The 24,373-nt window shown below is 45.7% G+C and carries 22 protein-coding genes and 1 tRNA gene; 19 read left to right on the forward strand and 4 right to left on the reverse strand.

Annotated elements, in window-relative coordinates:
* From IE103_RS16250 to IE103_RS16330, 17 genes are all read left to right on the forward strand, one after another.
* Nucleotides 1-160 (forward strand): EF-Tu C-terminal domain-related protein (locus IE103_RS16250; RefSeq protein WP_463315753.1); only part of this gene is annotated, 160 nt, incomplete at its 5' end.
* A gap of 70 nt (nt 161-230) precedes the next feature.
* A tRNA-Trp gene (locus IE103_RS16255) sits at nt 231-306 on the forward strand.
* Between the two features lie 36 nt (nt 307-342).
* On the forward strand, nt 343-723 hold the full coding sequence (gene secE, locus IE103_RS16260) for a preprotein translocase subunit SecE (RefSeq protein WP_189347194.1): 381 nt from the start codon (nt 343-345) through the stop codon (nt 721-723).
* Complete coding sequence (gene nusG / locus IE103_RS16265) at nt 723-1,328, forward strand: transcription termination/antitermination protein NusG (RefSeq protein ID WP_189347195.1); 606 nt, start codon at nt 723-725, stop codon at nt 1,326-1,328. The genes secE and nusG overlap by 1 nt, the downstream gene beginning before the upstream one ends.
* A 124-nt stretch (nt 1,329-1,452) precedes the next feature.
* Complete coding sequence (rplK, locus tag IE103_RS16270; RefSeq protein WP_186891709.1) at nt 1,453-1,884, forward strand: 50S ribosomal protein L11; 432 nt, start codon at nt 1,453-1,455, stop codon at nt 1,882-1,884.
* The gene (gene rplA, locus IE103_RS16275) at nt 1,884-2,579 is read left to right on the forward strand and encodes a 50S ribosomal protein L1 (RefSeq protein WP_189347196.1); all 696 of its coding nucleotides are present in this window, start codon (nt 1,884-1,886) and stop codon (nt 2,577-2,579) included. The genes rplK and rplA overlap by 1 nt, the downstream gene beginning before the upstream one ends.
* Before the next feature lie 306 nt (nt 2,580-2,885).
* Complete coding sequence (gene rplJ, locus IE103_RS16280; protein WP_189347197.1) at nt 2,886-3,383, forward strand: 50S ribosomal protein L10; 498 nt, start codon at nt 2,886-2,888, stop codon at nt 3,381-3,383.
* Nucleotides 3,384-3,456: 73 nt separating this feature from the next.
* On the forward strand, nt 3,457-3,831 hold the full coding sequence (gene rplL, locus IE103_RS16285; protein ID WP_189347198.1) for a 50S ribosomal protein L7/L12: 375 nt from the start codon (nt 3,457-3,459) through the stop codon (nt 3,829-3,831).
* 267 nt (nt 3,832-4,098) lie between these two features.
* Nucleotides 4,099-8,205 carry a DNA-directed RNA polymerase subunit beta gene (gene rpoB, locus IE103_RS16290; protein ID WP_189347199.1) on the forward strand — a complete coding sequence of 1,369 codons (4,107 nt, stop codon included), beginning with the start codon at nt 4,099-4,101 and terminating at the stop codon, nt 8,203-8,205.
* A gap of 254 nt (nt 8,206-8,459) precedes the next feature.
* On the forward strand, nt 8,460-12,692 hold the full coding sequence (rpoC, locus tag IE103_RS16295) for a DNA-directed RNA polymerase subunit beta' (protein ID WP_189347200.1): 4,233 nt from the start codon (nt 8,460-8,462) through the stop codon (nt 12,690-12,692).
* A 113-nt stretch (nt 12,693-12,805) separates the two neighbouring features.
* Entirely contained in the window at nt 12,806-13,606 is an 801-nt protein-coding gene (locus IE103_RS16300) for a biotin--[acetyl-CoA-carboxylase] ligase (protein ID WP_189347201.1), read from the forward strand.
* A gap of 60 nt (nt 13,607-13,666) precedes the next feature.
* Nucleotides 13,667-14,464, forward strand: coding sequence for a type III pantothenate kinase (locus tag IE103_RS16305; RefSeq protein WP_189347202.1), 798 nt, complete (start codon nt 13,667-13,669; stop codon nt 14,462-14,464).
* Between the two features lie 33 nt (nt 14,465-14,497).
* On the forward strand, nt 14,498-15,169 hold the full coding sequence (locus tag IE103_RS16310) for an SPOR domain-containing protein (RefSeq protein ID WP_189347203.1): 672 nt from the start codon (nt 14,498-14,500) through the stop codon (nt 15,167-15,169).
* A gap of 51 nt (nt 15,170-15,220) precedes the next feature.
* The gene (hutG, locus tag IE103_RS16315; protein ID WP_189347204.1) at nt 15,221-16,033 is read left to right on the forward strand and encodes an N-formylglutamate deformylase; all 813 of its coding nucleotides are present in this window, start codon (nt 15,221-15,223) and stop codon (nt 16,031-16,033) included.
* A gap of 4 nt (nt 16,034-16,037) precedes the next feature.
* Nucleotides 16,038-17,402 (forward strand): formimidoylglutamate deiminase, encoded by a 1,365-nt coding sequence (locus IE103_RS16320; protein WP_189347206.1) that lies wholly within the window; start codon nt 16,038-16,040, stop codon nt 17,400-17,402.
* Between the two features lie 48 nt (nt 17,403-17,450).
* Nucleotides 17,451-19,406: a DUF885 domain-containing protein gene (locus tag IE103_RS16325; RefSeq protein WP_229827327.1), complete on the forward strand. Its 1,956-nt coding sequence runs from the start codon at nt 17,451-17,453 to the stop codon at nt 19,404-19,406.
* Between the two features lie 246 nt (nt 19,407-19,652).
* A complete protein-coding gene (locus tag IE103_RS16330) occupies nt 19,653-19,928 on the forward strand; it encodes a hypothetical protein (protein ID WP_189347208.1) in 276 nt (91 codons plus the stop codon).
* Here IE103_RS16330 and IE103_RS16335 read toward each other — a convergent pair whose 3' ends face one another.
* Entirely contained in the window at nt 19,929-20,573 is a 645-nt protein-coding gene (locus IE103_RS16335; protein ID WP_189347210.1) for a YcbK family protein, read from the reverse strand.
* A 187-nt stretch (nt 20,574-20,760) separates the two neighbouring features.
* On the opposite strand from IE103_RS16335, the gene IE103_RS16340 reads away from it, so the two are divergent.
* The gene (locus IE103_RS16340; protein WP_189347212.1) at nt 20,761-21,513 is read left to right on the forward strand and encodes a phytanoyl-CoA dioxygenase family protein; all 753 of its coding nucleotides are present in this window, start codon (nt 20,761-20,763) and stop codon (nt 21,511-21,513) included.
* 133 nt (nt 21,514-21,646) lie between these two features.
* Here IE103_RS16340 and IE103_RS16345 read toward each other — a convergent pair whose 3' ends face one another.
* The 3 genes from IE103_RS16345 to IE103_RS16355 all read right to left on the reverse strand — a co-directional run bounded on the left by IE103_RS16345 (nt 21,647) and on the right by IE103_RS16355 (nt 23,473).
* Nucleotides 21,647-22,372: a MipA/OmpV family protein gene (locus IE103_RS16345; RefSeq protein ID WP_189347214.1), complete on the reverse strand. Its 726-nt coding sequence runs from the start codon at nt 22,370-22,372 to the stop codon at nt 21,647-21,649.
* Nucleotides 22,373-22,818: 446 nt separating this feature from the next.
* Nucleotides 22,819-23,136 (reverse strand): hypothetical protein, encoded by a 318-nt coding sequence (locus IE103_RS16350; RefSeq protein ID WP_189347216.1) that lies wholly within the window; start codon nt 23,134-23,136, stop codon nt 22,819-22,821.
* Between the two features lies 1 nt (nt 23,137).
* Nucleotides 23,138-23,473, reverse strand: a complete 336-nt coding sequence (locus tag IE103_RS16355) for a RebB family R body protein (RefSeq protein WP_189347218.1) — start codon at nt 23,471-23,473, stop codon at nt 23,138-23,140.
* 240 nt (nt 23,474-23,713) lie between these two features.
* Here IE103_RS16355 and IE103_RS16360 point away from each other — a divergent pair, with 240 nt between their 5' ends.
* On the forward strand, nt 23,714-24,244 hold the full coding sequence (locus IE103_RS16360; RefSeq protein WP_189347220.1) for a hypothetical protein: 531 nt from the start codon (nt 23,714-23,716) through the stop codon (nt 24,242-24,244).
* Nucleotides 24,245-24,373 lie beyond the last annotated feature (129 nt).

A 24,373-nucleotide genomic window follows, 5' to 3' on the forward strand; every position in this document is an offset into this window, starting at 1 on the left:
CGAGTTGCCGAAGGATAAAGAAATGGTGATGCCAGGTGATAACGTTTCTATCACTGTTAAGTTGATCAACCCGATCGCGATGGAAGAAGGCTTGCGCTTCGCTATCCGTGAAGGTGGTCGTACTGTTGGTGCTGGTGTTGTTGCTAAAATCATCGAGTAATATCGCAGTTCTTAAGTGAAAATGGCGATCCGAATGGGTCGCTGTTTTTGCTTACCAAGTTCTTAGTTGTAGGGGTGTAGCTCAATTGGCAGAGCGACGGTCTCCAAAACCGTAGGCTGGGGGTTCGATTCCCTCCGCCCCTGCCACCATCAAGGCCAAAAGGCATCGAAAGTAAATTAAGCATGTCTAACCAAACCGTTCAAACTGTAAGTACATCTAGTGATAAGTACAAAATCGTTTTGGCGATTATTGCTGCGATCGCTGGTGTGGTCGCATTTTATGTTCTTGCGGGGCAGCCGAAATATGTTCGTCTAGGTGCCTTATTTGGTGGTATCGCATTGGCTGTTGTTTTGGTATTTATTTCTGAAACAGGACGTGAATTGGTGTCCTTTGCGAAGGAGTCAATTCGTGAGGCGAAGAAAGTGGTTTGGCCTACTCGTAAAGAAGCAGGGCAAATGACAGCAGTAGTGTTTGGGTTTGTTTTAATTATGGCGATATTCCTGTTTACTACTGATAAAGTTCTTGAATATTTGATTATGAATGTAATTCTTGGGCTTAAATAATGAGCGAACAAACCTCAGAAAAAAATGCGGAGAATGCACCAGAGCTGGACTCTGGTGTTTCTGTCCCTAAAAGCGCAAAAAAATGGTATGCAGTTCATGCCTATTCCGGTATGGAAAAGAGTGTTCAACGTGCATTGGTAGAGCGCATTGAGCGCGCTGAAATGCAAGATATGTTTGGACAAATTTTAGTTCCAACCGAAGAAGTTATTGAAGTAAAGAACGGCAAGAAGAGTGTCACCGAGCGTCGTTTATTTCCAAGCTATGTTTTTGTAGAAATGGAAATGACAGATGATACTTGGCACTTGGTTAAGAATACTAGCAAGGTAACTGGATTCATCGGCGGTAAATCGAATAAGCCAGCGCCTATTCCACGCCACGAAATCGAAAAAGTTCTGCAGCAAGTTCAAGACGGTGTTGAAAAGCCAAGGCCAAAAGTGCTGTATGAAGTTGGTGAAGTTGTTCGAATCAAAGAAGGTCCATTTACTGATTTCAATGGCAATGTTGAAGAAGTCAATTACGGTAAATCCAAAGTGCGCGTTAATGTAACGATTTTTGGTCGCGCAACACCAGTTGATTTGGAATTTGCTCAAGTTGAGAAAGTTTAAGTAGTTCGATGTTGTAAGCGGGGCTAGCACCGTGTAGAAATACAAAGCTAGTGAAAAAGCGAGGAGCCTGTTGCTCGGTTATCTGAACAAAAGGCGCTACCACTCAATCATAGAAGGAGCCATCATGGCAAAGAAAATTATTGGTTTTATTAAGCTGCAAGTGCCAGCTGGTAAAGCAAATCCATCCCCACCAATCGGTCCAGCATTGGGTCAACGTGGTTTGAATATCATGGAATTCTGCAAAGCGTTTAACGCGCAGACTCAAGGTATGGAACCAGGTATGCCAATTCCAGTTGTGATCACCGCATTTGCTGATAAGTCTTTCACATTCGTGATGAAGACGCCGCCAGCAACATACATGATCAAAAAAGCAGCTGGTATCACTAAAGGTTCTGCTAAGCCACATACAGATAAGGTTGGCAAAATCACTCGTGCACAAGCCGAAGAAATCGCAACAGTTAAGCAAAAAGATTTGACTGCAGCTGATATGGAAGCAGCCGTGCGTACAATCGCAGGTTCCGCTCGTTCCATGGGCATCACGGTGGAGGGTCTGTAATGGCTAAATTATCTAAAAAAGCAAAATTGCTGAAAACAAAAGTAGATCGTTTGAAAGTGTATCCATTTGATAATGCGATTGCGTTGATCAAAGAATGCGCAACTGCAAAATTCAACGAATCTATCGACGTTTCTGTTCAACTCGGTGTTGATCCTAAGAAATCTGACCAAGTTGTTCGTGGAGCAGTTGTATTGCCAGCTGGTACAGGTAAAACAGTTCGCGTAGCGGTATTCGCACAAGGCGCAAAAGCTGAAGAAGCGAAAGCAGCTGGTGCTGATATCGTTGGTATGGAAGATTTGGCAGAACGCGTTAAAGCTGGCGATATGCCATTTGACGTTGTGATCGCTTCTCCAGACACAATGCGTATCGTTGGTACTTTGGGTCAAGTTTTGGGTCCACGCGGTTTGATGCCGAATCCAAAAGTTGGCACAGTAACGCCTGACGTTGCTACAGCGGTTAAGAATGCTAAAGCTGGTCAAGTTCAATACCGTACAGACAAAGCAGGTATTATTCACACAACAATCGGTCGTAAATCTTTCGCTGATGGCGATTTGAAAGCGAACTTGTTGGCTTTGATCGACGCTTTGAATAAAGCTAAGCCGGCGACAAGTAAAGGTGTTTATCTGCGTAAAGTCTCTATCTCATCCACGATGGGTGCAGGTGTGCGCGTAGATCACGTGAATTTGTCTGCGTAATAAATGGTAAGAATTAAGTCCACTCATCATTGGTGAGTGGCGCATCTTTGGGCTGTTTGTGATTAATTGCTTTGGTAATAAAGCAAACAGAGTGTCAAAGACCGTTGGGCTTTTTAAATCCGTTTAAAAAGTTAATTGTTGAGAAGCGATTCTCGATGCCCAACGCAGATGGTGTACCCGAGCAAGTTTTGTAGTGACCACTGCTAACCCAGTGAAGCTCCTAACTTCGGACGCCGTGTTCGAAACGATATGAGGGAAATGCATCATTGTGGTGTATCGACTGAATATCATTAATGGAGGTTGACCGTGAGTCTCAATCTGAATGACAAAAAGGCTGTCGTCGCTGAAGTCTCTGCAAAAGTAGCAACTGCACAGACTATCGTCGTAGCTGAATACCGTGGCATCCAGGTCGGTCATTTGACGCAATTGCGTGCACAAGCACGTGCTCAAGGCGTATACATGCGCGTGTTGAAAAACACACTCGCACGTCGCGCTGTAGAGGGTACTGCGTTTGCAAGCCTGGCTAACGAAATGACAGGTCCGTTGATCTATGCGATCTCGGATGATGCTGTTGCTGCTGCTAAAGTCGTGAATGACTTCGCAAAAGGCAATGACAAGTTAGTCGTTAAAGCTGGTAACTATGCTGGTAAGTCTTTGGACAAAGCTGGTGTTGTTGCGTTGGCAAGCATCCCAAGCCGCGAAGTACTGTTGGCACAATTGTTAGGCATGATGCAGGCACCTGTATCTGGCTTCGCACGTGGCCTCGCAGCTTTGGCAGCGAAAAAAGAAGCAGAAGCTGCTTAATCGCTTATTAGCGAACAGCTGACGTTTCCGTCAAATACTGAATCGATGTTTTTTAAAAAATTAGGAGTTTCAAATGGCAATTAGTAAAGAAGATATCTTGGAAGCCGTAGGCGCGATGTCCGTAATGGACTTGAACGACTTGGTTAAAGCTTTCGAAGAAAAATTCGGCGTTTCTGCAGCTGCAATGGCAGTTGCTGGTCCAGCAGCTGGCGGCGGTGCTGCAGCAGCTGAAGAGCAAACAGAATTCACAGTAGTTCTGGCAGAAGCTGGCGCAAACAAAGTTAGCGTTATTAAAGCAGTTCGCGAAATCACAGGTTTGGGCTTGAAAGAAGCTAAAGACCTCGTTGATGGCGCACCAAAAGCAGTTAAAGAAGGCGTTTCAAAAGCTGACGCTGAAGCTGCTAAGAAGAAATTGGAAGAAGCTGGCGCGAAAGTTGACGTTAAGTAATTCCGTGTTATACTGGCGGACTTTCGAGTTTGCCTAAGTCAAAGTAAGGAATCTTCTTGCAAGAGAAGGTTCCTCTTTGGCTTCTCTGTCGTTCTCGCGGCAGAATTGTTGGTTCATTGTAGTTTGTTGAAATTTCCTAAGCCGAATCTCTTAAGGTGAGGGCTGAGACTTGAGGTTTCTTGATGGTTTTTCTTGTCGTGTCATTTAACTGGAAAAAAGTTTTGAAATCTGAATTCTCCATCCTTCCTTGCCACTCACGGAGTGTCCATGCACTACTCATTTACTGAGAAGAAGCGCATTCGTAAATCATTTGCGAAACGCGCTAACGTCCACAACGTTCCGTTCCTGCTGGCGACCCAGCTCGAGTCATATTTGGGCTTTTTGCAAGCCGACAAAGCACCGTCTGCGCGCAAAAATGAGGGCTTGCAGTCAGCCTTCACGTCCATTTTCCCGATCGTGTCGCACAATGGGTTCGCTCGTTTAGAATTTCTATCCTACGTTTTAGGCGATCCAGCCTTTGACGTCAAGGAATGTCAATTGCGCGGTTTGACATTTGCATCTCCTTTGCGTGCAAAAGTGCGTTTGGTGATTCTCGATAAAGAATCTCCAACCAAGCCTGTCGTTAAAGAAATGAAAGAACAAGAAGTGTATATGGGTGAATTGCCACTCATGACGACCACTGGTTCTTTCGTGATCAACGGTACTGAGCGTGTTATCGTTTCTCAGTTGCACCGTTCGCCTGGTGTGTTCTTCGAACACGATCGCGGCAAGACACATTCTTCTGGTAAGTTGTTGTTCTCTGCTCGTATCATTCCTTACCGTGGTTCATGGTTGGATTTTGAATTTGATCCAAAAGATATTCTGTTCTTCCGTATTGACCGTCGTCGTAAGATGCCAGTCACGATCTTGTTGCGTGCGATCGGCATGACCAATGAACAGATTTTGGCGAACTTCTTTGTATTCGATAACTTCTCATTGCATAGCGATGGCGCAGAAATGGAATTCGTTTCTGAACGTCTGCGCGGTGAAGTTGCGCGTTTCGATATCTCCGATAAGTCTGGTAAGTTGATCGTCGCTAAAGACAAGCGTATCAATTCCAAGCATGTGCGTGAAATTGAATCTGCTGGCATCAAGATGATTTCTGTGCCTGAAGACTATTTGCTCGGTCGCGTATTGGCGAAAAATATCGTTGATGCGGATACCGGCGAAGTTGTTGCGAACGCGAATGATGAGTTGACAGAAGAATTGTTGGCCAAATTGCGTGATGCAAAAGTCACTGATATTCAAACTTTGTACACCAATGATCTCGATCAAGGTGCTTACATCTCCCAAACTTTGCGTGCAGACGATACTGCTGACCAAATGGCAGCACGTGTTGCGATCTATCGCATGATGCGTCCTGGCGAACCGCCAACAGAAGATTCTGTTGAAGCCTTGTTTAACGGTTTGTTCTACAACGAAGATCGTTACGATTTGTCCGCAGTAGGTCGTATGAAATTCAATCGCCGTATTGGTCGCGATGAATTGACTGGTGCGATGACTTTGTCTGATGACGACATTTTGTCCGTAATTAAGATCTTGGTTGAGTTGCGCAATGGTCGCGGCGAAGTCGATGATATCGATCACTTGGGTAATCGTCGTGTACGTTGCGTAGGTGAATTGGCTGAGAACCAATTCCGCGCTGGTTTAGTCCGTGTTGAGCGTGCAGTTAAAGAGCGTTTGGGTCAAGCCGAAGCCGACAACTTGATGCCGCATGACTTGATCAACTCTAAGCCTATCTCTGCAGCAATCCGTGAGTTCTTCGGTTCTTCACAATTGTCTCAGTTTATGGATCAAACTAACCCATTGTCAGAGATCACGCATAAGCGTCGTATTTCTGCATTGGGACCTGGTGGTTTGACACGTGAACGTGCTGGCTTTGAAGTGCGTGACGTCCATCCAACTCACTACGGTCGTGTATGTCCGATTGAAACACCAGAGGGTCCAAACATTGGTTTGATCAACTCCTTGGCTTTGTATGCGCGTTTGAACGAATACGGTTTCTTGGAAACACCATACCGTAAAGTTATTGACGGCAAGATCACGAATCAGATCGATTACTTGTCCGCTATCGAAGAAGGTCGTTACATCATCGCTCAGGCGAATGCAACGATTGATGCGAATGGTAGTTTGTGCGACGAATTGGTTTCATCTCGTCAAGCTGGCGAAACAATTTTGGTTTCTCCAGAACGCGTTCAATACATGGACGTTGCAACGGGCCAGGTGGTTTCTGTTGCGGCATCCCTGATTCCATTCTTGGAACACGATGATGCGAACCGTGCGTTGATGGGTGCCAACATGCAACGTCAAGCGGTTCCTTGCTTGCGTCCAGAAAAAGCTTTGGTCGGTACAGGTATCGAACGTACCGTTGCGGTCGATTCTGGTACAACCGTACAAGCTTTGCGCGGCGGTAAAGTGGATTACATCGATGCGGGTCGTATCGTTATTCGTGTCAATGATGCGGAGGCGCAGGCTGGTGAAGTTGGTGTGGATATCTACAACTTGATCAAGTACACACGTTCTAACCAAAACACGAACATCAACCAACGTCCTATTGTTAAAGTTGGCGACATCGTTGCGAAGGGTGACGTATTGGCTGACGGCGCTTCTACCGATTTGGGTGAATTGGCGCTCGGTCAAAACATGTTGATCGCGTTTATGCCATGGAATGGTTACAACTTCGAAGATTCGATTTTGATCTCTGAAAAAGTTGTTGCTGATGATCGCTACACGTCGATTCATATCGAGGAGTTGTCTGCGGTTGCTCGTGATACGAAGTTGGGTGCGGAAGAAATCACACGTGATATCTCTAACCTTGCTGAAAACCAATTAGCACGTCTGGATGAATCCGGTATCGTCTACATCGGTGCTGAAGTGACTGCGGGTGATACGCTGGTCGGTAAAGTGACACCAAAAGGTGAAACCCAACTGACACCAGAAGAAAAACTCTTGCGTGCAATTTTCGGTGAGAAAGCTTCTGACGTTAAAGATACATCCCTGCGCGTGCCTTCAGGCATGGTTGGTACAGTTATCGACGTTCAAGTGTTCACCCGTGAGGGTATTCAACGCGACAAACGTGCACAACAAATTATCGATGATGAATTGAAGCGCTATCGCCTCGATTTGAACGATCAGTTGCGTATTGTGGAAGGCGATGCTTTCGAACGTTTGCAACGTATGTTAGTTGGTAAAGTCGCTAACGGTGGCCCAAATAAATTGGCTAAAGGCGCGACGATTACTAAGGAATACTTAGCAGAAGTTGATAAGTACCATTGGTTCGATATTCGCCCAGCGGACGAAGATGCTGCACGTGCAATCGAAGCGATCAAAGATTCTATCGCTGAAAAACGTCATCAGTTCGATTTAGCGTTTGAAGAAAAACGTACCAAGTTGACGCAAGGCGATGAGTTGCCACCAGGCGTACAAAAAATGGTTAAGGTTTACTTAGCCGTTAAACGTCGCTTGCAACCAGGTGACAAGATGGCGGGTCGTCACGGTAACAAGGGTGTGGTTTCACGCATTGTTCCGGTCGAAGATATGCCTTACATGGCCGATGGTACACCAGCGGACATCGTGCTGAACCCATTGGGTGTTCCATCACGTATGAACGTGGGTCAGGTTTTGGAAGTTCACTTAGGTTGGGCTGCTAAAGGTCTGGGTTTGCGTATCGGCGAAATGTTGAATGCCAAAGTGAAAGTTGAGGAATTACGTGGTTTCTTGAAGCAAATCTATAACGAGTCTGGTAAGTCTGAAGATATCGATGGTTTGTCTGATGATGAAATCATGGAATTGACGTCCAACCTGAAAAAAGGTGTACCGTTCGCAACCCCAGTGTTTGACGGTGCGCATGAGTCAGAAATTCGTCGCATGTTGGATTTGGCTTACCCAGATCCAATCGCGAAACAATTAGGTATGACGCCATCGAAGAATCAAGTGACTTTGTATGACGGTCGCACTGGTGAAGCTTTTGAACGCAACGTCACAGTTGGTTACATGCACGTCTTGAAATTGCATCACTTGGTTGATGACAAGATGCATGCACGTTCGACTGGTCCTTACTCTCTCGTGACACAACAACCATTGGGCGGTAAAGCACAATTCGGTGGTCAGCGTTTCGGTGAGATGGAGGTGTGGGCACTCGAAGCGTACGGTGCGTCTTACGTCTTGCAAGAGATGTTGACTGTGAAGTCCGATGACGTGAATGGACGTACTAAAGTGTACGAAAATCTCGTTAAAGGTGATCACGTGATCGACGCAGGTATGCCTGAGTCCTTCAACGTTCTCGTCAAAGAGATTCGCTCTTTGGGTATCGATATCGACTTAGAGCGTAGTTGATTGGCACTTGATCTGTCATTAATCAGATTTAAATTAGTAAATTGGTAGTAAACCTTCGCCCGAATTCATTTCGGGCGTTGGTCATTCAGATGGACTAACATTTTTTGTGTTTTTTGTTCCCGGTATTTTGCGGAACTTGGGTCGACCAAGAAGTCGAACAGGCTCTCCCGCTAATGCGAACAGGGTTAAACTTAAAGCAGATCAGATGCGTTCCATAAGCACAAGCGATTCAACACTTCACTGGAGTGCAATACATGAAAGCCCTGCTCGATCTATTCAAGCAAGTTCAGCCCAATGAACAATTCGACGCGATCAAAATTGGTCTCGCGTCTCCAGAAAAAATCCGTTCATGGTCCTATGGCGAAGTTAAAAAGCCAGAAACAATCAACTATCGTACGTTCAAGCCAGAGCGTGACGGTTTGTTCTGCGCGAAGATTTTTGGCCCAATTAAAGATTACGAATGCTTGTGCGGTAAATACAAGCGTTTGAAGCATCGCGGTGTGATCTGCGAAAAGTGCGGCGTTGAAGTGACTTTGGCGAAAGTGCGTCGTGAACGCATGGGCCATATCGAGTTGGCTTCTCCAACAGCACATATCTGGTTCTTGAAATCCTTGCCATCCCGTTTGGGTATGGTGCTCGACATGACTTTGCGCGATATCGAACGCGTTTTGTATTTTGAAGCATACGTTGTGACTGATCCAGGCATGACTCCGCTGAAAAAATGCCAAATCATGTCTGAAGATGATTACGCAGCAAAATACGAAGAATATGGTGACGAGTTCACTGCATTCATGGGTGCAGAAGGTATCCGTGAATTGTTGCGTTCTATCGACATTGATCGTGATGCAGAAACTTTGCGTACAGAACTCAAAGAATCTAAATCTGAAGCGAAGATCAAGAAGTATTCTAAGCGTTTGAAAGTATTGGAAGCCTTCCAACGTTCTGGTATCAAACCAGACTGGATGATCATGGAAGTGTTGCCAGTATTGCCGCCAGAATTGCGTCCATTGGTACCATTGGATGGCGGTCGTTTCGCGACTTCGGATTTGAACGATTTGTATCGTCGCGTCATTAACCGTAATAACCGTTTGAAGCGCTTGATGGAATTGCGCGCTCCGGAAATCATTACGCGTAATGAAAAGCGTATGTTGCAGGAAGCGGTTGACTCCTTGCTGGACAATGGTCGTCGCGGTAAAGCGATGACTGGTGCAAATAAACGTCCTTTAAAATCTTTGGCAGAAATGATCAAAGGTAAGGGCGGTCGTTTCCGTCAAAACTTGTTGGGTAAACGCGTCGACTACTCTGGTCGTTCCGTTATCGTGGTTGGTCCACAACTGAAATTGCATCAATGCGGTTTGCCAAAGTTGATGGCATTGGAATTGTTCAAACCATTCATTTTCAATAAATTGGAATTGATGGGCTTGGCAACAACGATCAAAGCAGCGAAGAAACTCGTTGAAATTCAAGAACCAGTAGTTTGGGATATCTTGGAAGAAGTGATCCGCGAACATCCGATCATGTTGAACCGTGCGCCTACTTTGCACCGTTTAGGTATTCAAGCGTTTGAACCAGTTTTGATCGAAGGTAAAGCGATCCAATTGCATCCACTCGTCTGCGCGGCATTCAATGCTGACTTCGACGGTGACCAAATGGCGGTTCACGTTCCTTTGTCTATCGAAGCGCAAATGGAAGCACGCACATTGATGCTCGCTTCTAACAATATTTTGTTCCCATCTAACGGTGAACCTTCTATTGTTCCTTCACAAGATATCGTTTTGGGTCTCTACTATGCAACGCGCGAAGCCATTAATGGTAAGGGCGAGGGCATGATGTTCCCAGACGTTTCTGAAGCAATTCGCGCTTGGGATAACAAAGAAGTGGAATTGGCGACACGTATCACAGTACGTATTACTGAATATCCAAAAGACAAAGCAACTGGCGAATTCGTTAAAACTGTTAAGCGTTACGAAACCACGGTTGGTCGTGCGATCTTGTCTGAGATCTTGCCAAAAGGCTTGCCATTCTCAGTCCTGAATCGTCCATTGAAGAAAAAAGAAATTTCCAAATTGATCGATACTTCCTTCCGTAAGTGCGGTTTGCGCGCGACGGTGGTATTTGCAGATCAATTGATGCAGTCCGGTTTCCGTTTGGCGACTCGTGCTGGTATTTCTATCTGTATCGACGATATGTTGGTACCGCCACAAAAAGTCACTTTGTTGGCTGCTGCTGAACATGAAGTGAAACAAATCGAACAGCAATATGCATCCGGTTTGGTGACTGCAGGCGAACGCTACAATAAAGTGGTCGACATCTGGGGTAAAACAGGTGACGAAGTCGGCAAGGCGATGATGGAACAGCTCAAAGTTGAACCAGTCACCCGTCGTGATGGTACACAAGGTACGCAAGAATCATTCAACGCGATTTACATGATGGCTGACTCCGGTGCGCGTGGTTCTGCGGCACAGATTCGTCAGTTGGCAGGTATGCGTGGTCTGATGGCGAAACCAGACGGCTCGATTATTGAAACGCCGATTACGGCGAACTTCCGCGAAGGTTTGAACGTTCTCCAGTACTTTATTTCTACGCACGGTGCACGTAAAGGTTTGGCGGATACGGCGTTGAAGACAGCGAACTCCGGTTACTTGACACGTCGTTTGGTTGACGTTACGCAAGACTTGGTGGTCATCGAAGACGATTGCGGCACATCCAACGGTTCTTCAATGAAGGCCATCGTTGAAGGTGGTGAAGTGAACGTACCTTTGCGCGATTTGATCTTGGGTCGTGTTGCTGCAAATGATATTGTCAATCCAGAAACACAAGAAACATTGTACGCTGCTGGTACTTTGCTCGACGAATTCATGGTAGAAGAAATCGAAGCCTTGGGCATCGACGAAGTTAAAGTACGTACACCATTGACATGTGACACACGTTACGGCTTGTGCGCAATGTGTTACGGTCGTGATTTGGGTCGTGGTAACTTGGTGAATGCAGGTGAATCTGTCGGTGTTATCGCTGCGCAGTCCATCGGTGAACCAGGTACACAGTTGACGATGCGTACCTTCCACATTGGTGGTGCGGCTTCTCGTGCAGCGATTGCTTCTTCTGTTGAAGCAAAATCTAACGGTACGATTCGTTTCACAGCGACAATGCGTTACGTTACGAATGGTAAAGGCGATCAAATCGTGATTTCCCGTTCTGGTGAAGTCTTGATCACGGATGATCATGGCCGTGAACGTGAACGTCATAAAGTACCTTACGGTGCAACTTTGATCGTAAAAGACGGTATGACGATCAAAGCAGGCACAGATTTGGCGACTTGGGATCCATTGACACGTCCGATCATTACTGAATACACCGGTCAAGTGAAGTTTGAAAACGTCGAAGAAGGCGTGACTGTTGCTAAGCAGGTTGATGATGTGACTGGTTTGTCCACATTAGTTGTTATCGATGCGAAACGTCGTGGTTCTGCTGGTGGTAAGAGCTTGCGTCCACAAGTGAAATTGTTGAACGAAGCTGGTGAAGAAGTGAAAATTTCTGGCACTGAGCACGCGGTAACGATTGGTTTCCAAGTCGGCGCTTTGATTACAGTGAAAGACGGTCAACAAGTTCACGTTGGTGAAGTATTGGCGCGTATCCCAACTGAATCACAAAAAACTCGTGATATTACTGGTGGTCTCCCACGTGTTGCTGAGTTGTTCGAAGCGCGTTCACCAAAAGACGCTGGTATGTTGGCAGAAGTGACTGGTACGGTCGCGTTTGGTAAAGAAACCAAAGGTAAGCAACGTCTGGAAATCACCGACATGGATGGTCAGAAACACGAGTTCTTGATCACCAAAGATAAACAAGTCTTGGTCCATGACGGTCAAGTTGTGAACAAAGGTGAAATGATTGTTGACGGCCCAGCTGATCCACAAGACATCTTGCGCTTGTTGGGTATCGAAGCTTTGGCACGCTACATCGTTGATGAAGTTCAAGACGTGTATCGCTTACAAGGCGTTAAGATCAATGACAAGCACATTGAAGTCATCGTGCGTCAAATGTTGCGTCGTGTTGTGGTGGTGAATCCAGGCGATACCAACTACATCGTTGGTGAACAAGTTGAACGTTCAGATTTGTTGGGCGAAAACGATCGCGTAACAGCGGCGAATGGTATTCCAGCAACTTACGAAAATATCTTGTTGGGTATTACCAAAGCTTCCTTGTCGACAGATTCTTTCATCTCTGCCGCTTCCTTCCAAGAGACCACACGTGTTCTCACAGAAGCAGCGATCATGGGCAAGAAAGATACACTGCGCGGCTTGAAAGAAAACGTCATTGTTGGTCGTTTGATTCCAGCTGGTACAGGTCTCGCATACCACCGCGCTCGCAAGATGAAAGAATCTTGGGAAGCCGATGAACGTGCAGCCTTGTTAGCTGCAGAAAAAGAAATCTTTACTCCAGCTGCCGCTGAAGTAGTGGCAAGTGATGTAAATAACGACGAAGCTTAATGTAAATTTTGTGAGTCTGATTTAAAAAGACGGCACCGTAGAGTTTCTGCGGTGCCGTTTTTGTTTGTCGAAGCTCATAGCAGATTTTGTTGAATAGAAAATGAAAAGTGTCCATGCCTAAGCGTTTAGAATCCAATTTGATCGAGCAAGCTCTATATGAATTGAATCGCGCAACCGATTTTCCGCACATATCGATCGAAGTTGTTGAGGAAACTGGTTCAACCAACGCAGATTTGATGCAGAGAGTAAAGAGCTTGCATACGCCAACTTTGCTGGTGGCGCGACACCAAACCGCAGGGCGAGGTCGAGCAGGACGCACATGGCTATCGACACCGGATGGGGTGTTAACTTTTTCACTTGCTTGGGAATTTCCTGCAGGTGCGTCATCAATGATGGGATTACCCTTGGCAGTAGGGGTTGCGATTGCTGAGCGGCTGTTACAGCTTGGTGTCCCGGTGCAGTTAAAGTGGCCCAATGACATTTTACGAGATGCAAAAAAATTGGCAGGTATTTTGGTCGAATCTCAAGCAAGTCAGGCGCAAAGTAGTTGGGCAGTGATTGGGATTGGACTTAATTTATCGATACCAGCCGAATTGGAACGCGAAATCGGCCAAGAAGTGGCAGACGCTGCATGGTTGGCGCAAATGGATAGAAATCAATTGCTCGCGCAACTGCTGCAAGCATTACAAGTGGCTTTAACGGAGTTCTCTTTGCAAGGGTTTAGCGCCTTTGTAGAGCGTTGGAATCGTCTGCACGCACATGCGCAACAAATGGTGGTGATTATGGAGCAGGGTAAAGTGCTGCATCAAGGCATCGCATTTGGTGTCGATGCTCTCGGTTGTTTGTTGTTGCAGACAGAGCAAGGTGAGCAAAGGATACATTCTGGTGATGTCTCTTTGCGACCTTTGCCGTAAAATGATTCATTTGCAAAATATCGCTGTGATGTAAATTCTAAAATGATAGATAAACCTCCCATGCTACTACTCATCGATGCCGGTAACACGCGTGTGAAGTGGGCATGTATCGCGCAAGATTTTGCTCAAGATGGCTTGCATTTTCCGCCAGCTTGGGAAGCGATAGGCTCAGTTTCGCATCAGGGGTTTGATCAGCTCAGTCAAGCGATTGCGCATTTTTCTGTTGTTAGTTGTTTGATCTCAAATGTGGCGGGCGATAGCTTGCAAGCCGAGATCGAACAACGCCTGCAAGTTTTGTTTCCGAGTTTGCCAATTCGACGTTTTCGCTCTCAAGCAATATGCGCAGGAGTACGCAATCATTATCTTGAACCGACTAAGTTAGGTTCAGATCGATTCGCATCAATGATTGCCGCACATACGCAATTTTGCGGTCAAGATTTGATCGTCGCCACATGCGGTACTGCCACCACGATCGATGCGATCACCGATAGTGGTGATTTTTTAGGTGGCATGATTTTGCCGGGCTTGCAGTTAATGGCTAGTTCACTCGCTAAAAATACTGCGCAATTGCCACAAATCGCCCAGCACACTGATATGCCAAATTTATTTGCGACCCAAACTGATCAGGCGATCGCCAGTGGTTGTGTGCATGCGCAAATTGGGGCAATCTTATCTGCGGTGGCACGCTTTGTGGAACAACATCAACGTCAACCACTATTGTTGATTTCTGGCGGTGCTGCGCCTTACCTTATTCCGCAATTACGCCATGTGAAGAATTTACAGTGGCAGCATGTAGAAAATCTAGTACTGACTGGTTTATGGATTGCCAGCCAAGCTGAGACAACCATTCATTCCTGATCCTCCTGATATTCCTGATAGAGACTTTCGATTATGTTGCGATTTTTTTTCTGGGCACTATTAATCATTAACGCAATTTTGCTATCGTTCAATTTTGGCTTGTTCGATAATATGTTTGAAAATACGCGCGAGCCCTTGCGAATGAAGGCAGAGAAGAATCCTGACAAAATCAAATTATTAAATGCGAACGAAGCACAGGATTTGATCGATGCACAAACCAAGAAAGCAGAACCAATTTTAGCTTGCCTTGAAGTCTCTGGATTTACTGCGGCAGAGGGTAAAAGTTTTGATGAGAAATTGAAACCCTTAGCTTTGGCTGAGCGTTTAACGCGTACCGAGTTGGCTGAGGTTGCTACAAACATGGTGTACTTGCCTTCCTTGGGTAGTAAAGACGCAGCAGAAAAAAAAGCAGCACAACTTCGTAAGCTCGGCGTAACCGAATTCTATATCGTGCAGGATCAAACTCCTTTGCGTTGGGGCATTTCACTTGGAGTGTTTAAAACACCTGAAGCGGCAAAAACACATCTGGCAAATCTGGCAAAAAAAGGTTTGAAAGAAGCCAAACTAGCACCACGTAGCGTTAGCGCTGCGAAGATCAATTATCGCCTCGAAAATCTGAACGAAGAAGAGAAGCAAGCCATCATTCAGATTAAATCTGCGTTTCCACAAATTCAAAGTCAAGCATGCAAAAGCAGTAGTGAGTAGTCCGACTCTGTATTTTGCTTCGTTTTCACTGTTAACTTATTCTTCAAGATCATGACGTCCGCCGCATTTCATTTCAAACAGGGAACGGTTCCATTATTGGTTTCTATGCCGCACGTTGGCACCGAGATTCCAGATTCCGTATTAGCCCAACTGCATCCAATCGCGCAACGGAAGACCGACACCGATTGGCATTTACCCTTGCTATACAACATGCTCGATGAACTTGGTGCATCGACTATTCAGGCCAAGTATTCACGTTATGTGATTGATTTAAACCGCCCCTCAGATGATATGAATCTGTATCCGGGGCAAGATACGACGGGCTTGTGTCCGGTTGATACTTTCGCCAAAGAACCCTTGTACCGCAATGGCATCGGCCCCGATGCGGCAGAGGTGCAAGATCGTATTCAACGATATTGGCAGCCGTATCACCATCAATTGCAAACCGAACTCGCGCGTTTGCGTGATTTGCATGGCGCTGTGATTTTATGGGATGCACATTCAATTGCCTCTCAAGTGCCGAGATTTTTTGCAGGGAAATTACCTGATTTAAATTTTGGTACAGCCGATCAAAAATCATGTGATGCCGGCTTGCAGCAAGCCTTGGCGGACTTGATGCAGCAAACAGTTACTCCGTATTCGTATGTATTTAATGGACGTTTTAAAGGCGGCCATATTACGCGCCATTACGGACAACCACAGCAAGGTATTCATGCCGTGCAATTAGAAATGAGTCAATGCCTGTACATGAATGAGGCTATGCCATACGAATACCGTGTTGATTTGGCACAGCAAGTTCAGCCTTTGCTCAGAAAATTATTAGCAGCTTGCCTGACGTGGGCACAGCAGACGACAGGACGGTAAGACCATGGTACAAACTTTATTTGCCAAGCACGCTTTGTTGCCTTCTGGTTGGACCAGTGATGTACGTTTGCATTGGAACGATGATGGTAATTTATCGCAGATTGAAACCGCAGTAACAGCAGATCCGTACGAGCGCCAGTGTGGCTATGTTTCGCCTGGTATGACGAATCTTCATTCGCATGCATTTCAAAGAGCGATGGCAGGAATGACAGAAGTGGCTGGTGAAGGACCTGATAGTTTTTGGACTTGGCGTGATCTCATGTATCGCTACGCGCTAGCGATTTCGCCAGAGCAAATGCAGGCGATCGCTGCGCAGTTATATTCAGAATGTTTACGCCATGGATATACCTCGGTGTGCGAGTTCCATTATGTACATCGTGCGCCCAATGGTGCGTTTTATAGTGATATCGCAGAGACTGCGCGCCAAGTAATTGCAGGTGCGCAGCAAACCGGTATCGGCATTACGATGCTGCCGGTTCTATACAGTTATGCCGATTTCAAGCAACTCCCTTTGCGCGAAGATCAACGACGTTTCAATACCAATGTTGAGCAAATTTTGCGCATCATCGAGTCGCTAGAAAATCAGCGCAATGCGCAAACCGAGATTGGCGTTGCGCCACATTCTTTGCGTGCTGCTAGTACGGATCAAATCCGCGACGTGGTAGCAGGATTGGCTGCAGGTCGGCCGATACATATTCATATCGCCGAGCAGATGCGCGAAGTCAATGCTTGCTTAGCAGCGACCGGTAAGCGCCCCGTTGAATTACTGTTTGATACGCAAACCGTTGATGCGCGCTGGTGTTTAGTACATGCCACGCATTTGAATGCACATGAAGTAGCTAGCATGGCTGCTAGTCAATCAGTCGCCGGTATTTGTACTTCAACTGAGGGGAATTTAGGCGATGGATTTTTTGAACTGCCAGATTACATCGCAGCGCAAGGACGTTTTGGTATTGGTACCGACAGTCACGCGTCGCAAAGTGTGGTCGAAGAAATTCGTTGGCTTGAGTATGGCCAACGATTGAAAATGCAAGGACGTAATATCGCAAGCGTTAAAGGTCAAAGACGCGTTGCTGATTTTTTGTGGCAGCAATGTTTGCTTGGTGGTGCGCAAGCTTCTGGGCGTGCAGTAGGTGCGCTAGAAGTGGGTAAACGTGCTGACATGATTATTTTTGATGATCAACATCCGAATTTGCAATGTAGTTCGGTGGACGATGTTTTGAGCAGCGTCGTATTTACGGGCAATGACAATTTGATTCGCGACGTTTTTGTTGGAGGACAATGCGTAGTAGAAAATGGCAAGCATCGAAATCAAGCCGAAATCAACGCAAACTACATCGCCTGCATGCAACAATTGCGACAGTTATAAAAAGATATTTGGTTCGAAGTGACCTATAAAAAATGAAATGGAGACATAGTGAAAACGCTTACCTCAACACTAGCAATAGTGGACGTAACTAAGAACGCAACCAAGAACGCAAATAACAACGCAAATAACAACCCAACTAAGAATGTAGCGAAGCAGTTCATAACTAAACTCGGCATGGCCTTGCTTAGCGCTGGATTGATTAGCACACCAGTATTCGCAGGAACGATGACAGAAAGCTCTGTTGCTAATGCGCCAGTGAGTGCGCTTTCCAGTACGGCTTCTAGTGCTGCATTGAGTAAGGGCGCATCGACTTCTTTAGAGGCGCGTTTGCGCCAATTAGATAGCTTGCTGGCTGAGCAATGGGAGTATGGTTTAAGAACCAATCCTGAATACGCTTCGATGTTGGGCGATAAGCGTTTTAATGATCAATTGCGTGACTTCTCGCAAACCGCGATTGACGCGAATTTGAAAAAGAGTCGGGAATTTCTACGTCGCTTTCAAGCGATCGACACCACCGGATTCGACGTCCAACAAAAGTTGAATAAAGATCTCATGGTGCGTCAATTGCAAGAAGAGTTAGCTGCCGCGCGTTTTACGCCTTGGCAGATGCCAGTGTTACAGAATTCTGGCTTGCATTTAGATATGCCTGAGTTAGTGTCGATGTTGAGTTTTGCTAGCGTCAAAGATTATGAGGATTACATTGCACGCTTACATAAGCTGCCAACATTGTTTGAACAAACAATCGTGCAAATGCGTAAAGGCGTAAAAAATAAATTGATGCCGCCACAATTTTTGTTGCCTAAGATCGCCCGTCAGTGCGAGGATATTGTGGCAATGAGTATGGAAACCTCGCCGTTTGCAAAACCGATCATGCAGTTTCCTGCAACATTTTCTGATGCGGACAAGCAAAGACTTAAAGCGGAAGTGTTAGCAGCAATCCAAAATAAGCTGATTCCTGCGTATAAAAACTTTGCCGATTTTGTGCGTACCGACTATGCGCCACATGGACGTCAACATGTTGGTTTGTGGTCTTTGCCGAATGGTGCGGCGCGTTATCAATTACAAGTGAAGACGCAAACCACGACGAATAAAACACCCGAGGAAATTCATCAAATTGGTTTGCGTGAAGTTGCTCGTATCGAGTCGGAGATGTTAGCAGTCGCCAAGAAATTAGGATTTCCCGATTTAAAATCCTTTAATGCCGCGATGGAAAAAAATCCTGACTTGCATCCAAAGTCACGTCAGGAAATTCTTGATCTGTATGGCAAATATACGGATCAAATGTATGCAAAAATTCCTGAGCTATTTGGCCGTTTGCCAAAAGCCAAGGTCAAGATAATGGCGGTAGAAGAGTTTCGCGAAAAGGAAGCGGCTGGCGCTTCGTATAACCCCGGCGCTGCCGATGGTTCGCGTCCCGGACATGTCATGGTTAACACAGGTGATTTTGCCAATCGCATGACTTTGTCGATTGAGACCACCGCATTGCATGAAGGGGTGCCCGGACATCATATGCAAATCGCCATCGCACAAGAACTAGAAGGTCTGCCTGCGTATCGGCAACAAGGCGGCAACAATGCCTATGTCGAGGGTTGGGCCTTGTATTCTGAACGACTTGGACGTGAGCTGGGATTCTTTCAAGATCCGTATAGCTTCTATGGTCATTTGCAAGATGAGATGTTGCGTGCGATCCGTTTAGTGGTCGATACCGGCTTACATTATAAAAAATGGGATAGACAACAGGTAGTCGACTTTTTCCGCAATCATTCGGGTATTGAAGAGGTTGAGATTCAGAGTGAAACAGATCGTTATATCGCTTGGCCCGGTCAAGCTTTGGGTTACAAGATTGGGCAATTGAAAATCTTGGAATTGCGCGATTATGCGAGTAAGACCTTAGGCAGCAAATTCAGCTTAAAAGAATTTCATGATGAAATTTTAGGTGCTGGGGCGTTGTCTTTAGATGTGCTTGAAGCGAGGATTAAAGCTTGGGTTGTAAAAAAATCTTGATAGCCTGACTAGTAGCGATTGCCAGTGATCCGTTGTGAAAAGGAATGATGACGACTGATCACTAGATGAAGTTAATTGAATTGCATTTCTGTAGTACTAGAAGTGAATAAAATTCGCGGAGCGGACGATGAAATTTGTGGTTTTATCGTCCGTTTTTGTTTTTTCTAGGGGAAATAAATTTCTCAATAATGAACGCGCGAGTAGAATCAAACGCCAGTAGTCCTTTTTGCATAACAAGGAGGCGGTATGAGTGGATTTGCAATGCCAGTGTATATGTTGGAATTTACGCCCAAGACTATCGCCTCATTGCTATCGCAGGCAGCGATCGAAGGAACCGTAGTTAATCTCGATGTTTATGCGAGAAACGATCTGGCAATCAAACTCGAAGCTAGCGGCCAGCGGTTGAAAGCGACTCCAGAGTTATTTCGTATTACCACGGTGCGTGATGGTGTGACTAATGAACACGACTGGAACTTCACGATATTGCGTGAGTCAGCAGATCGCAGCCGTAAGAAAAAATAGCTATCCTTTCCAGCTTCTTTGTAGTCCCGTATCTGTGTGTATCCAACCACCGCGGCTGCTAGCGCGGAAATAAAATCCTACGCCGCCTTGCTTAAAGCTTTGAATTAGCTCGCCCAAGACTTCTTCATGCAGATCACCGATGCGAATATCGGCAGCTCGGCCTTCTAGATGCAAAGATTTTCTTGCTGCAGGAATTCCATCTTCACGCAATCTTTGATTTGACTCCGGAGTTCGATAAGCCGACAACACTTCTAAAGGCTTGGTCATCCCGAAGCGGGCGATGAAAGCTTGAGTCGCCCATAAAGTTTCTAATAGTTTGGGATCGATACGCGCAGTTTTCTTGCCGTGCACATCGCGCAAAATATGGCAGAACTGCTCATAGGCGGAATCAATTACTTCACCATCTTTCCAATACAACAGCTTCAGTCGTTCGCCGCTCGCTGGACGAATTAAATCTAAAGTCCGCGGCTTGAGCCAAAATTCAAGGTCGAGTACTTGCGCATCAAATAAATCGGGAGGTGGTGTTAGTTTGCTGGATTTGTTGTCAGCATCTTGTGCTTGGCTGAGCAAAGGGCGACTACCGATCACAAGTCCAGTAGCCGTTAGCAACAAGGATTTTTTTAAGAACTGGCGACGATTTTGCATGGTGATGGCATCAAAAAATTCAGATGAGAAATTCTAACGGCTTAAGAAGGTTTTGCGTACTTTCTGGTTTCATTTCTTTTTACTATTTGTCCCGGGAGATTCAAGGTGGGATTGACTAGTTACCCTATAATGCATGCTTTGCTGTGCCATCTACTTTTGCTTGTTTCATCATACTTTTGATTGCATTATGTTGACCTCCCATCAAATTGACCAATTTCAGCAACAAGGATTTTTGGTTTTACCGGCCTTCACTTCGCCTGAGTATTGTCAGCAAGTGTTGGACTTTGCGCAGCAACAATTAGATGTGGTTGCATTACCGATTGAGTATGAGGCAGATACTCGTTATCCAGGAGCGCCATTGTCGCGCGATGCAGAAGGTGGCCAGACAGCGAGACGTTTATTACAAGCCTATGCACGTTCTACATTGTTGGCGGATTGGGCTACGCAAGCGAATTTGGCGCAAGTATTGACCCAACTGTTAGGCAGTGGCGTCAAAATGTCGCAAGTTCATCACAACTGCATTATGACTAAGCAAGCACGATTTTCTAGTTTGACTGGATGGCATCGTGACAGTCGTTATTGGCATTTCCAAAAACCAGAATTAATCAGCGCTTGGCTTGCTTTGCGTGATGAGAAAATTGAGAACGGCTGCTTACTTGTGCTGCCAGGTTCGCACCGTTGGCAAATTGAACCAGCACAGTTAGATAGCGCGCAATTTCTACGTGCTGATGTGACGGCAAATCAAGCCTTATTGAATCAAGCTGTCAGCGTGCCTTTGCAGCAAGGCGATGTCTTACTTTTTTCGAGTAACTTGTTTCATGCGGCGGGTTGTAATCAAACCAATCAAACTAAATTCTCGATGGTGTTCACTTACCGCGCACAGGATAATTTACCGATACCCAATTCGCGTTCAGCGAGTTTGCCCGAAATCGCATTGTAAAAGGATGGGGTACTGTGCTTAGAAAGCAAGGACAGTACCCTCACCAACTACGCCGTCCAAACTATTCACGCTTCATATGCATCTCAAGCAAAGAAGCGATAAAAAATCAGCTAGCGCGCAATTCGTCACCGCGTTAAAAGTGATAGCTGACTGCGCCAACGATACTCGATGTGCGGGTTTTCTCACTTAGTGGACTAGCCTTCGCATCTCCTGCGAGACGGTCACTAGTGACGATGAGACTGAGTGAAGTTCGTTGATCGACCATATAAGACACGAATGCAGAGACATAAGTGTTACGTAATCCCGCTGTTGGCGTATAGACTTTGTGTGAGGAGCGCGCCGCTTGCGCTGAATTGATACCGAAAAAAGATTGCATGTAATTGTCGTTGGCATAGCTAGCACCAAGGCTGGCACCAGCCCTGAGGTTTTGGTTCCATGACTCAGTAAAACCTGCGCTTAAATCGAATAACAGTCCCTTCCTATCATTGCCTGCGCCGTAGCGTACTGAGCTGCCGAAGAAAGTATTGGTACTTGAATTGAAGGTGAAGAAAGCACCAACTTCTGGTCTCGCATCAATATCGCCTAAGCCGCGCAAAAGCTTGGCACGCTTTTCTTTACGCCCGATATCCCCAGTCACACGCACACCGTAGTTGAATTGTGGGTCAGCAGAAAAATTATAGCCAAGCCCATTGGAACCGCCGGCAAACCAACCGTTGCTCCATTGGTAGTCAACTACAGGCACAATTAGTTTGCGATTTTTTGCTGAGCCTTGATACTCGGGAGTAGAAATTGCAGCAACGCCAAGCATGCCCCCACTTTGTCCTGGCGGCGCCGCATTGAGTTGAACGGTATTAAACATTTGCGCCGATGCTTGAGCGCATACAAGGCTGACAGCAAAACCTGCTGTACTGAAAAGAATTTTAGGAGCTAGATATCGCATGTATTTTCCTGATTTGAGTAAGTGATTCAATTTGGCCAGTTTTATGCCCGCTGATCTTATAACGGTAGCTAGGTATAGAACAGGTGGAATGGATTGTAAAAAACACTTATGCAAATCGCATTAGCAAAGAGACGAACTGAACTATTTTTGTCGTCAATTGCTGGAAAAATGACGTGAGTGAGTTTATTGAGAATGATGATGTTGGCTTAATTGACCTGCAAATGAAGAGCAACTTGTTCGAATCAAAAGTCTGAGAAGCTGTTCAGATCTCGGCAAAAAAAAATGCGCCAACATGGCGCATTTTCATAGCTGAAACAAGTGATAGATGATCGAACTTTTAGCATCAAGTTGTCACGCGCTGCTAGTTAAAGCTTCTTGAACTCAGTCAAAATCTCGACACAGCCTTTTCCACTTTTGACTACATATTCTTGATCAAAAGTGATGCTTTGCTGAATTGCTGTGAGTAAGGCTTGACCATGTTCGTCGCCATCAGCAATTTTCTGCATCGCCAAACACAGCGCCGAGGTGTACACCATGTAATTGTTACGCTGTAAGTTCGCTGCATCGATCAGTATCAGGTTGACGGTGTTGAGGGCTGCAAGATAAGCCATCGATTCTGTTGCTGGTGTTTGCTTTTCCGTGACACCCACTCCCTCTAAGGTCATCGCATTTGGCGAAGTCATCTTAGCTCCCTGATTTTGCTTTGAGTTGTGCCAATTCAGCAGCAAGAGCGTCGATTTTTGCTTGCATTTGATCTTGCAGGTTCGCGCCACTTGGCTCTGAGCTTCCCGCACCGCCTTTATTAGTTTCAAATAGTTTTGTGATGCCTAAAGTCGTCGCCGCTTGATAGGTAACATTTGCTTGTTGCTGAGCATAGACAGCATTGGCGGCTGCCATCGCCACCGAGTTACCGATGGTTTGATAAAGACTTCCCATCGCCATTGCAGGAGCCTCTGCCAAAACTTTGACATTTGTTTGTGTTACAGCATCAGTGATTTGAGAGTTAACGGTATCGCCCATAAGAATTTCCTTTCTTTAGTTGAAATGATCTCTTTACTTTGTACTGCGCATTGATTGTATTAATGATTATGTGTAAATGCACGAAATAAATACAAAATAAAAATATTAGTGATTTTTTTATTACAAGAAAATGGAACAAGTTACGCCTTCGATCGAATACGAGTGAGCGATAGCTTAATTTGTGTTCTTGAACATTAAGTACAATGATGCTACTTTTGCTTATTTGAAATGAAAGCTAACATGATGACATTCGAAATCGCTCCGGTTGGTCTGAACGCCTATTTCGTTTTAGCGGGAATTGCACTGTTCGCCGCTTGCGCTCCTTTGTTTTGGTTAAACAAAGATGGAATCGCGGTGTCAATGCAGAAGTCAATGATCGCTTTGGTGTTCACTGCGCCGATTATTCTCGGAATCGCCTATACGATGCATGACAACGCTTTCGAATTACAGGGTAAGAATGTGTTGGTGCGCGCTGACTATTTTTATCGTTTTGAGCGTAGTCTTAATGAATTTGATTTAGATCGTGCACAGATTGGCAGCTATCAATCGATTCAAGCAGCACAATTACATCTGCGTCGCAATGGTCTTGGTTTGCCGGGAATGCAAGCGGGACATTTTTCAACGCAAGATGGAAAAGCGATCTTTGCTGCTATGACGGATCAAACACAAGTGCTGTATTTGCCAGCAAAATCAGGCGCTTCATTGCTGGTGAGTGTGCAGAATCCAAGTGCGGTATTAGATGCATTAAAGCGTGCGCAATCGGCGGTTTAGCTGTAGCGTAGATTTTGGATGCGAGCTTGTCGACCTCATCTCGCTAACTAAATATCAGCGTTGGTGTTAGGAATAAATGAATATGTGAATCCCTGACCCGCTTTGCGGTAAAAACAGGAACAGCACCAT

It is taken from the genome of Affinundibacterium macrobrachii, assembly GCF_014652415.1.
Classification (GTDB): Bacteria; Pseudomonadota; Gammaproteobacteria; order Burkholderiales; family Burkholderiaceae_D; genus Undibacterium; species Undibacterium macrobrachii.

Excerpts from the sequence above, each read along its gene's own strand:
- secE (WP_189347194.1), top strand. The coding sequence starts at position 343 with ATGTCTAACCAAACCGTTCAAACTGTAAGTACATCTAGTGATAAGTAC.
- nusG (WP_189347195.1), top strand. The coding sequence starts at position 723 with ATGAGCGAACAAACCTCAGAAAAAAATGCGGAGAATGCACCAGAGCTG.
- rplK (WP_186891709.1), top strand. The coding sequence starts at position 1,453 with ATGGCAAAGAAAATTATTGGTTTTATTAAGCTGCAAGTGCCAGCTGGT.
- rplA (WP_189347196.1), top strand. The coding sequence starts at position 1,884 with ATGGCTAAATTATCTAAAAAAGCAAAATTGCTGAAAACAAAAGTAGAT.
- rplL (WP_189347198.1), top strand. The coding sequence starts at position 3,457 with ATGGCAATTAGTAAAGAAGATATCTTGGAAGCCGTAGGCGCGATGTCC.
- rpoB (WP_189347199.1), top strand. The coding sequence starts at position 4,099 with ATGCACTACTCATTTACTGAGAAGAAGCGCATTCGTAAATCATTTGCG.
- rpoC (WP_189347200.1), top strand. The coding sequence starts at position 8,460 with ATGAAAGCCCTGCTCGATCTATTCAAGCAAGTTCAGCCCAATGAACAA.
- IE103_RS16300 (WP_189347201.1), top strand. The coding sequence starts at position 12,806 with ATGCCTAAGCGTTTAGAATCCAATTTGATCGAGCAAGCTCTATATGAA.
- IE103_RS16305 (WP_189347202.1), top strand. The coding sequence starts at position 13,667 with ATGCTACTACTCATCGATGCCGGTAACACGCGTGTGAAGTGGGCATGT.
- IE103_RS16310 (WP_189347203.1), top strand. The coding sequence starts at position 14,498 with ATGTTGCGATTTTTTTTCTGGGCACTATTAATCATTAACGCAATTTTG.
- hutG (WP_189347204.1), top strand. The coding sequence starts at position 15,221 with ATGACGTCCGCCGCATTTCATTTCAAACAGGGAACGGTTCCATTATTG.
- IE103_RS16320 (WP_189347206.1), top strand. The coding sequence starts at position 16,038 with ATGGTACAAACTTTATTTGCCAAGCACGCTTTGTTGCCTTCTGGTTGG.
- IE103_RS16330 (WP_189347208.1), top strand. The coding sequence starts at position 19,653 with ATGAGTGGATTTGCAATGCCAGTGTATATGTTGGAATTTACGCCCAAG.
- IE103_RS16335 (WP_189347210.1), bottom strand. The coding sequence starts at position 20,573 with ATGCAAAATCGTCGCCAGTTCTTAAAAAAATCCTTGTTGCTAACGGCT.
- IE103_RS16340 (WP_189347212.1), top strand. The coding sequence starts at position 20,761 with ATGTTGACCTCCCATCAAATTGACCAATTTCAGCAACAAGGATTTTTG.
- IE103_RS16345 (WP_189347214.1), bottom strand. The coding sequence starts at position 22,372 with ATGTTTAATACCGTTCAACTCAATGCGGCGCCGCCAGGACAAAGTGGG.
- IE103_RS16350 (WP_189347216.1), bottom strand. The coding sequence starts at position 23,136 with ATGACTTCGCCAAATGCGATGACCTTAGAGGGAGTGGGTGTCACGGAA.
- IE103_RS16355 (WP_189347218.1), bottom strand. The coding sequence starts at position 23,473 with ATGGGCGATACCGTTAACTCTCAAATCACTGATGCTGTAACACAAACA.
- IE103_RS16360 (WP_189347220.1), top strand. The coding sequence starts at position 23,714 with ATGATGACATTCGAAATCGCTCCGGTTGGTCTGAACGCCTATTTCGTT.